8 protein-coding genes, 4 tRNA genes and 3 rRNA genes are annotated in these 12,769 nt (G+C 46.3%); 12 read left to right on the plus strand and 3 right to left on the minus strand.

The genetic code is table 11. The features are described 5' to 3' along the window. Positions 1-23: 23 nt before the first annotated feature. The gene (locus NSQ72_RS02890) at positions 24-350 is read right to left on the minus strand and encodes an AzlD domain-containing protein (protein ID WP_039176830.1); all 327 of its coding nucleotides are present in this window, start codon (positions 348-350) and stop codon (positions 24-26) included. Continuing rightward, positions 347-1,072: an AzlC family ABC transporter permease gene (locus NSQ72_RS02895; RefSeq protein ID WP_058837422.1), complete on the minus strand. Its 726-nt coding sequence runs from the start codon at positions 1,070-1,072 to the stop codon at positions 347-349. The genes NSQ72_RS02890 and NSQ72_RS02895 overlap by 4 nt, the downstream gene beginning before the upstream one ends. 296 nt (positions 1,073-1,368) lie before the next feature. Between NSQ72_RS02895 and NSQ72_RS02900 the strand changes: the two genes are divergently transcribed. Beyond that, on the plus strand, positions 1,369-2,244 hold the full coding sequence (locus tag NSQ72_RS02900) for a DMT family transporter (protein ID WP_341083235.1): 876 nt from the start codon (positions 1,369-1,371) through the stop codon (positions 2,242-2,244). A gap of 78 nt (positions 2,245-2,322) precedes the next feature. Then, positions 2,323-3,342 carry a S66 family peptidase gene (locus NSQ72_RS02905; protein WP_341083236.1) on the plus strand — a complete coding sequence of 340 codons (1,020 nt, stop codon included), beginning with the start codon at positions 2,323-2,325 and terminating at the stop codon, positions 3,340-3,342. Between the two features lie 35 nt (positions 3,343-3,377). Here the strand turns inward: NSQ72_RS02905 and gltP are convergent, their stop codons facing one another. Then, complete coding sequence (gene gltP, locus NSQ72_RS02910) at positions 3,378-4,628, minus strand: glutamate-aspartate/proton symporter GltP (RefSeq protein ID WP_341085008.1); 1,251 nt, start codon at positions 4,626-4,628, stop codon at positions 3,378-3,380. Between the two features lie 370 nt (positions 4,629-4,998). Here gltP and NSQ72_RS02915 point away from each other — a divergent pair. The 10 genes from NSQ72_RS02915 (at position 4,999) to tsaB (ending at position 12,763) form a co-directional block, all read left to right on the plus strand. Continuing rightward, positions 4,999-5,075, plus strand: a tRNA-Arg gene (locus NSQ72_RS02915). Positions 5,076-5,086: 11 nt separating this feature from the next. Next, positions 5,087-5,160 (plus strand) — tRNA-Gly (locus NSQ72_RS02920). Positions 5,161-5,337: 177 nt separating this feature from the next. After that, positions 5,338-6,886 (plus strand): 16S ribosomal RNA (locus NSQ72_RS02925). A 182-nt stretch (positions 6,887-7,068) separates the two neighbouring features. Further along, positions 7,069-9,999 (plus strand): 23S ribosomal RNA (locus tag NSQ72_RS02930). A 61-nt stretch (positions 10,000-10,060) separates the two neighbouring features. Further along, a 5S ribosomal RNA gene (gene rrf / locus NSQ72_RS02935) occupies positions 10,061-10,176 on the plus strand. The 16S, 23S and 5S rRNA genes sit together here with 4 tRNA genes alongside, the layout of an rRNA operon. A gap of 18 nt (positions 10,177-10,194) precedes the next feature. Continuing rightward, positions 10,195-10,271, plus strand: a tRNA-Met gene (locus tag NSQ72_RS02940). Positions 10,272-10,275: 4 nt separating this feature from the next. Beyond that, positions 10,276-10,352: transfer RNA gene (locus tag NSQ72_RS02945), tRNA-Asp, on the plus strand. 273 nt (positions 10,353-10,625) lie between these two features. Further along, positions 10,626-11,603 carry a thiamine-phosphate kinase gene (gene thiL / locus NSQ72_RS02950; protein ID WP_341083237.1) on the plus strand — a complete coding sequence of 326 codons (978 nt, stop codon included), beginning with the start codon at positions 10,626-10,628 and terminating at the stop codon, positions 11,601-11,603. Between the two features lie 13 nt (positions 11,604-11,616). Then, the gene (gene tsaE / locus NSQ72_RS02955) at positions 11,617-12,093 is read left to right on the plus strand and encodes a tRNA (adenosine(37)-N6)-threonylcarbamoyltransferase complex ATPase subunit type 1 TsaE (RefSeq protein WP_341083238.1); all 477 of its coding nucleotides are present in this window, start codon (positions 11,617-11,619) and stop codon (positions 12,091-12,093) included. Continuing rightward, on the plus strand, positions 12,074-12,763 hold the full coding sequence (gene tsaB, locus NSQ72_RS02960) for a tRNA (adenosine(37)-N6)-threonylcarbamoyltransferase complex dimerization subunit type 1 TsaB (RefSeq protein ID WP_341083239.1): 690 nt from the start codon (positions 12,074-12,076) through the stop codon (positions 12,761-12,763). The genes tsaE and tsaB overlap by 20 nt, the downstream gene beginning before the upstream one ends. Positions 12,764-12,769 lie beyond the last annotated feature (6 nt).

A 12,769-nucleotide genomic window follows, 5' to 3' on the forward strand; every position in this document is an offset into this window, starting at 1 on the left:
CACATGTGGTTAAGCTTTTTCTTTTAGAAAAACCATCTAGCAGTGCCCATCAGCATGACGCCGACAAGAACAGTAAGTGACAAGCTTTTTGTCCAAACAGCGATGAGTACAGTGGGAGTCAAGACAGCAAGATACATCCAATGGATAGTGACGCCTGTGCCTGTTGTTGTATGGATGAAGAGATGCTCTGCAATCAAAGCTGTAAAGATACAAATAGGAATAAACGATAACCATTTCAGCACCACCTCAGGCAGCTGAATACTTCGTACAAATATAAAGGGTACGACTCTTGGAATGATGGTGACGATCATACAACCAACAATGAGCCATAACATAAAGCTGCTGATCATTTATCTGTCACCACCCCAATGGTTGCGACAATCATGGTGGCTAACAGAACAGCCACGTGTGAAGGAACGAAATGAAGCAGAACAAACATGGCAATGACCATATACAAAACAAGTGACAGGCGATGAGTTAACTTATTTTTGGGAACTGTCTGTAACGAAAGGACTAGGAGTGCAGCAAACATCGCTGATAAAGCGAAATCAAGACCAAGTGCTTCAGGATTTGAAATCCAGTGTCCAAAAATGCCGCCAAGTATGCAGGCTGCAATCCAGCATAAATAAGCCGTTATGTTCAGTCCGTGCATCCACCGGTTATTCAGCTTTCCATGCTGAGCTAATTTATTCATGGCTACGCCAAAGGATTCATCAGTCAGCAAGAGACCGAATCCGATATTTTGTTTTAAAGAGTAGCGTGTAAAATGAGGAGCCAGCGTCAGGCTGAGTAATAAATGACGCAGATTCACAATAAATGTAGTGAGAATAATAGCGGAAAGGGGACTTCCCGTGACAAGCAGTGCACAGATAATAAACTGTGAAGCACCAGCATAAATAAAGATTGCTAGAAGTGCAATGTCCCATAAGCTCAACTGTGCACTAATTCCAACAATTCCAAAGGCAAACCCGATACTCATATAACCAAGCAGGGTTGGCACACAATCTTTTATTCCCTCGAGAAATGGTTCATGTTCCGTGCGGGGAATATGTTTCCTTGCTTCAATATCCAACGACCTCTACTCCTTCTCTGCATGACGATCTATAGTTTTAATTACTATATGAAAACGAATTCAGCATGTCAAGACCCGTTTATCTTCTATTATATGAAGAAAAATGGTGAAAAAAAGGATTGAAGTCAACCAGAATTTGTTATAAAGTAGTCTGAAAATAAAAACAAATGAGGTGACGACAATGCAATGGAAGCCTTTATTTGAACATGATGTACCAAACACCCTCCGTCCATAACGGAGAGTGATCTCCGTTTGTGGATATGGCGATCAATATATCCAGTAACGGAGGGGAAAAGATGAATGAAAAATATATAGGCGCCCTTTACCTAGCAATCGCTGCAAGTATTTGGGGCGGCATGTACGTTGTTGTCAAAGTAACAGTAGCGGTGGTTCCGCCGCTTGAGCTCGTATGGATGAGATATGCTGTAGCAGGAATTGTGCTTGTGTGCACCATATGGCGCTTGGGCTATTCCTTTCGATTAGATAAAAAAGATATCCCGCTTGTTGTAATGATCGGATTGATCGGAAATTTCCTATCAATTGTGACCCAAGAAATCGGCACCATGTATACAACTGCACAAATGGGGGCTGTGATTACATCTGCGACCCCTGCTTTTATGGTGCTTTTTGCGTTCTTTCTATTAAAAGAAGCCATGACTGTTAGAAAATGCGCATCCATCCTGCTTGCTACAGCAGGTGTATGGCTCATGATTGGACCAGTTGCAGTGCAAACAGATGAATTTATTGGCGGTCTCTCACTCGTCATCGCTGCTTTTACATGGGCACTCATGTCTGTTTTGCTTAAACGAGTTCCAGGAAAGTACCCTCAAGTGGTGACGACCACATATGCGATTATCATTGCATTCATTGTCTTAACACCACCTGCTTTATTTCGTTTACCTCACCTAGATGTGGAGCAGATGGCAAGACCGGAGATTTGGGGCGGTATTCTCTATCTAGGCATCATCTCAACAGCTCTTGCATTCTTTTTGTGGAATAGAGGGCTTCAATTGATGGATGCCTCGAGCGGCGGTTTGTTCTTCTTCTTTCAACCGATTGTAGGGGCAGCTCTTGGCTGGCTGCTTTTAGGTGAAGAGATGGGGATACGCTCATTCATTGGGATTCTATGTATCTTTGCAGGAGTCTATACTGTACTGCGCCAAAAAGAATAAAAAGAGATGTCCCTTATAAAAGGGGCATTTTCTTTAAAATGGATAGGGTAAGAGAGATAGAGATTGGAGGGAAGCAGAGTGATACAATTTCCGCATTTGCAAAAAGGACAAACAATTGGTGTCACTGCACCTTCCTCAGGTGTACAGCCAACTTTACATGATATGTTTAAGCTTTCATGTGAACGAATGAAAAATAGAGGCTATGATGTCATATGTGGAGAGACCGTCTGGCAGCAGGAAAAGGCAAAATCTGCTCCTGCGATAGAACGAGCAAACGAACTTCAGTACATGATGACATGTGATGAGATTGATCACATCATCCCGCCATGGGGAGGACAGTTGCTTATGGAAGTGTTAGAGCACCTCGATTTCTCATCGATGCAGAAAAAGTGGATTCTTGGTTACTCAGATACGAGTGCACTCCTGCTGGCGCTCACATTAAATACAGGCATTGCCACTGCACATGGACCGAACTTAGTAGATCTTCAGGGAGAAGAACTTGATCAAACGACTGTCATGTGGGAAGAAGTGCTTTCAACAAAGGGAGAAATGGACATCAGTCAGTTTTCTTCATCTATGTATCAAAAGGAATGGCAGCGTGACGATCCGATTAAACATGTTTTTCATTTAACAGAATCGACCGCATGGCATACGGTTGATCAACAAGAAAAAATAGTAAAGGGAAGACTGCTGGGTGGCTGCATTGATGTCATACGTCATTTAGCAGGGACACCTTATGGGGACGTCAAAACTTTTCAGGAAACATTCATAAAAGATGAACCAATTCTTTGGTATTTCGAAAACTGCGAATTAAATGCTGCAAGTGTGAAGAGATCGCTTGTTCAATTAAAACTAGCAGGGTGGTTTGATCACTGTTCAGGTATGTTGTTTGGGCGAAGTGCAGTAGATGTGCCTGTTGAAGGGTATCAGTATCAGGATGTATATGAAGAATTACAAAAGGAACTACAAATCCCCATTTTTTACGATATAGATTGTGGACATGTCCCGCCGCAAATGACGCTGATTAATGGGGCATATGCAGAAGTGCAGCTGCATCCTCGAGGAAAAGCCGTACTAAAGCAAACGTTTTTAGCATAAAAAAGGAAAGGGCGAACCCTTTCCTTCATATAACATTACATCCCTTTTGTTTCTTTACCTGCTTTTGGAATTTCCCAAGCTGACTCGCGGAATACTTTTTCCCATTTAGATACGACAATACAAGCAACGGCATGCCCTGGAACATTCACGCCTGTTCGTGCCATATCCATAATTCGGTCAACACCGGCTATAATGGCAACGCCTTCTGCTGGAAGACCGACTGCATGAGCGGTTGCCAAAAGAACAACGAGTGAACCGGATGGCACAGCTGCAATCCCTTTACTCGTTAACACAAGAACAAGCATCATCAAAAGCTGCTGTGACAGACTCATGTCGACACCAAACGCTTGTGCGAGGAATACGCAGGCAACTGATAAATATAAACTCGATCCATCACAATTGAGAGAAAGTCCAGATGGAATCACGAAGGAAACGATTCTTTTTGGACACCCGTATTTCTCCATTCGTTCCATCAATTGAGGAAGGACAGTTTCAGTACTCGTAGTAGAGAAGGCAACAAGGAACAAATCCCAAATCATTTTTAATACTTCGAAATAGTTAAAACGGAAGATCAGTGCGACCAGAGGGAATAAAGCAAAGAGAATAATGAATAATCCTAAAAAAACAGTCCCGACAAGCTTCATCATTGGGATTAATAAAACAATGCCATATTGGCCGACAGAAGCAGCCATTAATGCAAGAACCCCAATAGGTGCTGTTACCATCACCATCTGTGTGAGCTTAAACATGATTTGTGCCACTGATTCAAAGAAGGTGAGAACAGGAGCAGATGCTTTACCGATGCCGCTTGCCGCTACACCAAATAATATGGCGAAGAAAATGACAGCAAGTAAATCATTCTGAGCCATAACATCGACGATATTGGTTGGAATGATATCTAATACCATTTGTTTAAAGTCAACGACCTTCTCAGTATAACCATCTAATTCCCCAATATCTTTCTTAGCTAATTTAGAGAAATCGAGACCAACGCCAGGCTTTAGACCATTTGCCAATAATAGCCCGATCCCAAGAACGATGGTTGTGATGACCTCAAACCAAATGATCGTCTTTAATCCAAGGCTGCCCATTTTCTTCATGCCGCCGCTACCGGCTGCACCAATAACAATGGTAGAGAAAACGATTGGAACAACGATCATTTTAATCAGCCTGATGAATCCATCTCCAATTGGCCGCAGAGCCATTCCGAAGTCAGGGAAGAAATGGCCGATAAGAGCTCCTATCACCAAAGCGATCATGATCTGAAAAGCGATAAACTTTTTCATCATCTCCTACCTCCTTTAAATGCTTGGAAAAATATTAAGAATTTTCCAATAAATAAAAATTCTATGTGGCCATGTTTTGTCCTCCTTTGTATTTAGAAAGATTTTATTTAAGAATCATTGGAATTATGAAGAAAGAGAAGAAAATAGGGCTATTACATGTCTATTGATCTAAGAAAAAATCAATTTTAAAAAAACATGAAACTTTTTTAGAAAAATGTATTGACCCTTTTGTGTGATCCATGGTATATTTTTATTCGTCGCTGATGACGTATTTGAAACACAGACGTTCACACGGATGCGGCAAACAAATTTTAAAAAGATGTTGACTTAATAAAAACGATATGTTAAGATAATTAAGTCGCCTGATTAAGCGCCCGTAGCTCAATTGGATAGAGCGTTTGACTACGGATCAAAAGGTTAGGGGTTCGACTCCTCTCGGGCGCGCCAATACAAACCACGCGGGTGTAGTTTAGTGGTAAAACCTCAGCCTTCCAAGCTGATGTCGTGAGTTCGATTCTCATCACCCGCTCCATTTTGAACATGATCTTTGAAAACTAAACAAGACAAAACGTACCTGTTAATTCGAGTTTTTATAAAAAATCCTATGATACTTCATAGGTAGTCAGTCAAACGCTGACGAGGCAGGAAATGATCACATGCTAAGTTCGCTACATCGTGTAGCAACGCATGTGTGATATGCATCCTGCATACCTCGGAGAGTTTGATCCTGGCTCAGGACGAACGCTGGCGGCGTGCCTAATACATGCAAGTCGAGCGGACAGAAGGGAGCTTGCTCCCGGATGTTAGCGGCGGACGGGTGAGTAACACGTGGGTAACCTGCCTGTAAGACTGGGATAACTCCGGGAAACCGGAGCTAATACCGGATAGTTCCTTGAACCGCATGGTTCAAGGATGAAAGACGGTTTCGGCTGTCACTTACAGATGGACCCGCGGCGCATTAGCTAGTTGGTGGGGTAATGGCTCACCAAGGCGACGATGCGTAGCCGACCTGAGAGGGTGATCGGCCACACTGGGACTGAGACACGGCCCAGACTCCTACGGGAGGCAGCAGTAGGGAATCTTCCGCAATGGACGAAAGTCTGACGGAGCAACGCCGCGTGAGTGATGAAGGTTTTCGGATCGTAAAGCTCTGTTGTTAGGGAAGAACAAGTGCGAGAGTAACTGCTCGCACCTTGACGGTACCTAACCAGAAAGCCACGGCTAACTACGTGCCAGCAGCCGCGGTAATACGTAGGTGGCAAGCGTTGTCCGGAATTATTGGGCGTAAAGGGCTCGCAGGCGGTTTCTTAAGTCTGATGTGAAAGCCCCCGGCTCAACCGGGGAGGGTCATTGGAAACTGGGAAACTTGAGTGCAGAAGAGGAGAGTGGAATTCCACGTGTAGCGGTGAAATGCGTAGAGATGTGGAGGAACACCAGTGGCGAAGGCGACTCTCTGGTCTGTAACTGACGCTGAGGAGCGAAAGCGTGGGGAGCGAACAGGATTAGATACCCTGGTAGTCCACGCCGTAAACGATGAGTGCTAAGTGTTAGGGGGTTTCCGCCCCTTAGTGCTGCAGCTAACGCATTAAGCACTCCGCCTGGGGAGTACGGTCGCAAGACTGAAACTCAAAGGAATTGACGGGGGCCCGCACAAGCGGTGGAGCATGTGGTTTAATTCGAAGCAACGCGAAGAACCTTACCAGGTCTTGACATCCTCTGACAACCCTAGAGATAGGGCTTTCCCTTCGGGGACAGAGTGACAGGTGGTGCATGGTTGTCGTCAGCTCGTGTCGTGAGATGTTGGGTTAAGTCCCGCAACGAGCGCAACCCTTGATCTTAGTTGCCAGCATTCAGTTGGGCACTCTAAGGTGACTGCCGGTGACAAACCGGAGGAAGGTGGGGATGACGTCAAATCATCATGCCCCTTATGACCTGGGCTACACACGTGCTACAATGGACAGAACAAAGGGCTGCAAGACCGCAAGGTTTAGCCAATCCCATAAATCTGTTCTCAGTTCGGATCGCAGTCTGCAACTCGACTGCGTGAAGCTGGAATCGCTAGTAATCGCGGATCAGCATGCCGCGGTGAATACGTTCCCGGGCCTTGTACACACCGCCCGTCACACCACGAGAGTTTGCAACACCCGAAGTCGGTGAGGTAACCTTTATGGAGCCAGCCGCCGAAGGTGGGGCAGATGATTGGGGTGAAGTCGTAACAAGGTAGCCGTATCGGAAGGTGCGGCTGGATCACCTCCTTTCTAAGGATATATGGAGCAGCGTACGTTTTCGTCTTGTTTAGTTTTGAAGGATCATTCCTTCAAAACATGTCTCTATCGAGACAGGATTGTTCTTTGAAAACTAGATAACAATAAGTAATACATTCACATTGAATGCAATGCAAAGTTCATCACACATAGTGATTCTTTCTAAAGTAAGAAATGGTTAAGTTAGAAAGGGCGCACGGTGGATGCCTTGGCACTAGGAGCCGATGAAGGACGGGACGAACACCGATATGCTTCGGGGAGCTGTAAGCAAGCTTTGATCCGGAGATTTCCGAATGGGGAAACCCACTGCTCGTAATGGAGTAGTATCCATACTTGAATACATAGAGTATGAGAAGGCATACCCGGGGAACTGAAACATCTAAGTACCCGGAGGAAGAGAAAGCAAATGCGATTCCCTGAGTAGCGGCGAGCGAAACGGGAACAGCCCAAACCAAGAGGCTTGCCTCTTGGGGTTGTAGGACACTCTATACGGAGTTACAAAGGAACGATATAAGCGAAGAGGTCTGGAAAGGCCCGCCAAAGAAGGTAACAGCCCTGTAACTGAAATGTTGTTCTCTCCAGAGTGGATCCTGAGTACGGCGGAACACGTGAAATTCCGTCGGAATCCGGGAGGACCATCTCCCAAGGCTAAATACTCCCTAGTGACCGATAGTGAACCAGTACCGTGAGGGAAAGGTGAAAAGCACCCCGGAAGGGGAGTGAAATAGATCCTGAAACCGTGTGCCTACAAGTAGTCAGAGCCCGTTAACGGGTGATGGCGTGCCTTTTGTAGAATGAACCGGCGAGTTACGATCCCGTGCAAGGTTAAGCAGAAGATGCGGAGCCGCAGCGAAAGCGAGTCTGAATAGGGCGCATGAGTACGTGGTCGTAGACCCGAAACCAGGTGATCTACCCATGTCCAGGGTGAAGTTCAGGTAACACTGAATGGAGGCCCGAACCCACGCACGTTGAAAAGTGCGGGGATGAGGTGTGGGTAGGGGTGAAATGCCAATCGAACCTGGAGATAGCTGGTTCTCTCCGAAATAGCTTTAGGGCTAGCCTCAAGGTAAGAGTCTCGGAGGTAGAGCACTGATTGGACTAGGGGCCCCTACCGGGTTACCGAATTCAGTCAAACTCCGAATGCCGATGACTTATCCTTGGGAGTCAGACTGCGAGTGATAAGATCCGTAGTCGAAAGGGAAACAGCCCAGACCGCCAGCTAAGGTCCCAAAGTATACGTTAAGTGGAAAAGGATGTGGAGTTGCTTAGACAACCAGGATGTTGGCTTAGAAGCAGCCACCATTTAAAGAGTGCGTAATAGCTCACTGGTCGAGTGACTCTGCGCCGAAAATGTACCGGGGCTAAACGTATCACCGAAGCTGCGGACTGTTCTTACGAACAGTGGTAGGAGAGCGTTCTAAGGGCTGTGAAGCCAGACCGGAAGGACTGGTGGAGCGCTTAGAAGTGAGAATGCCGGTATGAGTAGCGAAAGACGGGTGAGAATCCCGTCCACCGAATGCCTAAGGTTTCCTGAGGAAGGCTCGTCCGCTCAGGGTTAGTCGGGACCTAAGCCGAGGCCGAAAGGCGTAGGCGATGGACAACAGGTTGATATTCCTGTACCACCTCCTCACCATTTGAGCAATGGGGGGACGCAGGAGGATAGGGTAAGCGCGGTATTGGATATCCGCGTCCAAGCAGTTAGGCTGGGAAATAGGCAAATCCGTTTCCCGTAAAGGCTGAGCTGTGATGGCGAGCGAAATTTAGTAGCGAAGTTCCTGATTCCACACTGCCAAGAAAAGCCTCTAGCGAGGTGAGAGGTGCCCGTACCGCAAACCGACACAGGTAGGCGAGGAGAGAATCCTAAGGTGATCGAGAGAACTCTCGTTAAGGAACTCGGCAAAATGACCCCGTAACTTCGGGAGAAGGGGTGCTTCTTAGGGTGTTAAAGCCCCGAGAAGCCGCAGTGAATAGGCCCAGGCGACTGTTTAGCAAAAACACAGGTCTCTGCGAAGCCGTAAGGCGAAGTATAGGGGCTGACGCCTGCCCGGTGCTGGAAGGTTAAGAGGAGCGCTTAGCGTAAGCGAAGGTGCGAATTGAAGCCCCAGTAAACGGCGGCCGTAACTATAACGGTCCTAAGGTAGCGAAATTCCTTGTCGGGTAAGTTCCGACCCGCACGAAAGGCGCAACGATCTGGGCACTGTCTCAACGAGAGACTCGGTGAAATTATAGTACCTGTGAAGATGCAGGTTACCCGCGACAGGACGGAAAGACCCCGTGGAGCTTTACTGCAGCCTGATATTGAATGTTGGTACAGCTTGTACAGGATAGGTAGGAGCCTTGGAAACCGGAGCGCTAGCTTCGGTGGAGGCATCGGTGGGATACTACCCTGGCTGTATTGACCTTCTAACCCGCTGCCCTTATCGGGCAGGGAGACAGTGTCAGGTGGGCAGTTTGACTGGGGCGGTCGCCTCCTAAAATGTAACGGAGGCGCCCAAAGGTTCCCTCAGAATGGTTGGAAATCATTCGCAGAGTGTAAAGGCACAAGGGAGCTTGACTGCGAGACCTACAAGTCGAGCAGGGACGAAAGTCGGGCTTAGTGATCCGGTGGTTCCGCATGGAAGGGCCATCGCTCAACGGATAAAAGCTACCCCGGGGATAACAGGCTTATCTCCCCCAAGAGTCCACATCGACGGGGAGGTTTGGCACCTCGATGTCGGCTCATCGCATCCTGGGGCTGTAGTCGGTCCCAAGGGTTGGGCTGTTCGCCCATTAAAGCGGTACGCGAGCTGGGTTCAGAACGTCGTGAGACAGTTCGGTCCCTATCCGTCGCGGGCGCAGGAAATTTGAGAGGAGCTGTCCTTAGTACGAGAGGACCGGGATGGACGCACCGCTGGTGTACCAGTTGTTCTGCCAAGGGCATCGCTGGGTAGCTATGTGCGGACGGGATAAGTGCTGAAAGCATCTAAGCATGAAGCCCCCCTCAAGATGAGATTTCCCATTCCGCAAGGAAGTAAGATCCCTGAAAGATGATCAGGTTGATAGGTCTGAGGTGGAAGCGTGGTGACACGTGGAGCTGACAGATACTAATAGATCGAGGACTTAACCTATATTCTAATGTGAAACATGAACATTGTTATCTAGTTTTGAGAGAACATTCTCTCCATCAGGTTTGGTGGCGATAGCGAAGAGGTCACACCCGTTCCCATACCGAACACGGAAGTTAAGCTCTTCAGCGCCGATGGTAGTTGGGGGTTTCCCCCTGTGAGAGTAGGACGCCGCCAAGCTTGTAATATTTATATCATCGCGGGGTGGAGCAGTTCGGTAGCTCGTCGGGCTCATAACCCGAAGGTCGCAGGTTCAAATCCTGCCCCCGCAACCAAAATGGTCCGGTAGTTCAGTTGGTTAGAATGCCTGCCTGTCACGCAGGAGGTCGCGGGTTCGAGTCCCGTCCGGACCGCCATTTTTATGACTTGTAAACGAAAACGTATAGTTTCGTTTTTTTTTATGTCTTTTTCTTTCTACAAGTACCCACGATGCAATGAAATGATTTGTGTTTGGCTACACTGTATGAAAGAATAGATAGATTACTTCAACCCAGCCTGGTTTTTACACACCAGGCTTTCTTTATATCATTTTTAGTTGGAACTAAGATTTATATTCGCTACACTAATACTAACTGTGTTTGACATCATGTATACTTAACCAATTGATTGCAAGAAGGGGCTGTCTTTTTATGGATGAATTTGATCTTATTCGCCGAATCACACCAAAAGATACATATCAGCGCTCTTTGATCATGGGCATCGGTGATGATGCAAGTGTTTATCAACCTCATTCACATTGTGAAGAGGTCGTTTGTGTTGATACAATGGTGGAACATGTTCATTTTCGTTTTGACTTTTCCACACCTTTTGAAGTTGGCTTTAAGGCACTGGCAGTCAATGTCAGTGATATCGCTGCAATGGGAGGCACGCCAAAGTATTATCTTGTTTCAATTGCAATCCCGCCTCATGGTGATGAAACAATCGTCACGGCTCTTTATGAGGGAATGAAAGCGTTGGCTGACACCTATCGTATGGATTTGATTGGTGGAGATACAGTAGCCACCCGCAGTGACTTTGTCATTACCGTGACGGTCATTGGTGAGGTGTCAAAGGGAGCAGCTTGTTATCGCCACAGTGCTCAAACTGGAGACGTCGTCTTTGTCACAGGTGAACTCGGTTCGTCGGCTGCTGGGTTATCAATCTTAATGAACGAAGCAGTCCCTTCTAAGGCGGTCGACGCTGATTTCTTTCTTAAGCGTCATAAAATGCCTCAGCCTCATATTGCTGCTGGTCACATTTGTTCAAGTTTCCCGCGGGTCACCTTGAATGATGTGAGTGATGGATTAGCGAGTGAGTTGAATGAGATAGCCGAAGCGAGCGGTGTGAGGATCGAGATAGAAGCTGATAAGCTTCCAATTCATCCAGATTTACAGGTGCTGCGCAAAGACTGGCTTGAATGGGTGTTATTTGGGGGAGAAGACTTTGTTTTAACTGGTACGATACCAGAATCTGATTGGGAAAGCTTTGAATCTGAATGTCAAAAAGAAGGCATTCAGATCACACGTATTGGACAAGTCAAGGATGATCAAGCAGCCAGTGTTATGTTAAAAGACAATGATCAACAAACAATGTTAATGAAAAAAGGATATAATCATTTTAAGAAATGAGGTGACATCAACGGTGAAATTAACATGGACAACAAAAGGTGCGGATGAGACGAAACGAATTGCCGCTGCTTTGGCCAAACTTGTGATGCCAGGCGATGTATTGACATTAGAAGGAGATTTAGGCGCAGGCAAAACCACTTTTTCAAAAGGTTTTGCGAAAGGCTTAGGAATTACCCGTATCGTCAACAGCCCCACCTTTACAATTATTAAAGAATATACCGATGGCAGACTGCCACTTTACCATATGGACGTGTACCGCATGGAAGATGCGGAAGAAGACATCGGACTAGAAGAATATTTTGAGGGTGAAGGTGTATGCTTGGTTGAATGGGCACATCTTATTGAACCTCAATTGCCTTCTTCCTATTTAAAAATTGAAATGCTGAGAACAGAACGTGAAGAAGAACGGCATCTCACGTTTGATGCAAAAGGGGAGCGTTATGAGTCCCTTTGTAAGGAGATGAAAGAATTTGACCATACTGGCCATTGATACATCAAACCATACACTAGGAATTGCTCTTGTAAGAGACCTCACTGTGATTGGCGAGAGCATTACGTATTTAAAAAAGAACCATTCCGTTCGAGCGATGCCCACTGTTGAAGCATTGATGAAAGAATGTGGTGTAGCACCAAGAGAACTAAGTAAAATCGTTGTGGCAAAAGGACCTGGTTCTTACACTGGCGTCAGAATAGGTGTTACTATAGCAAAAACACTTGCGTGGACGCTGTCTATCCCGATATCGGCTGTTTCGAGTTTAGAAGCGCTTGCGGCAAATGGCCAATATTTTGATGGGTATATCTCACCTCTATTTGATGCGAGAAGAGGACAAGTTTATACTGGGCTATATACGTTTGAAAAAGGTAAGATCAAAGAGGTCGAACCAGATCAAAATATCCTGCTCACGGATTGGCTTCATGAGCTGAAGAAGACAGGAAAACCTGTTCTATTTCTTGGACAAGATGTGCACCTTCATGAAGAGAGCATTCGCTCCATTTTAGGAGAAACGGCTGTACTGGCAGAGGGGACATTTCATAACCCAAGACCTTCAGTGCTTGCATTTTTAGGCGCAGATCGTCCTGCTGAAGATGTTCATCAGCTTGTTCCTAACTATATTCGTTTGGCAGAAGCGGAAGTGAAATGGCTTGAAGGACAAAAATAACCTTAA

Source organism: Bacillus sp. FSL R5-0659, from assembly GCF_038008785.1.
Classification (GTDB): Bacteria; Bacillota; Bacilli; order Bacillales; family Bacillaceae; genus Bacillus; species Bacillus safensis.

Bases quoted from the DNA above. Each gene is read 5' to 3' on its own strand.
- NSQ72_RS02890 (WP_039176830.1), bottom strand. From the start codon at position 350: ATGATCAGCAGCTTTATGTTATGGCTCATTGTTGGTTGTATGATCGTC.
- NSQ72_RS02900 (WP_341083235.1), top strand. From the start codon at position 1,369: ATGAATGAAAAATATATAGGCGCCCTTTACCTAGCAATCGCTGCAAGT.
- gltP (WP_341085008.1), bottom strand. From the start codon at position 4,628: ATGAAAAAGTTTATCGCTTTTCAGATCATGATCGCTTTGGTGATAGGA.
- thiL (WP_341083237.1), top strand. From the start codon at position 10,626: ATGGATGAATTTGATCTTATTCGCCGAATCACACCAAAAGATACATAT.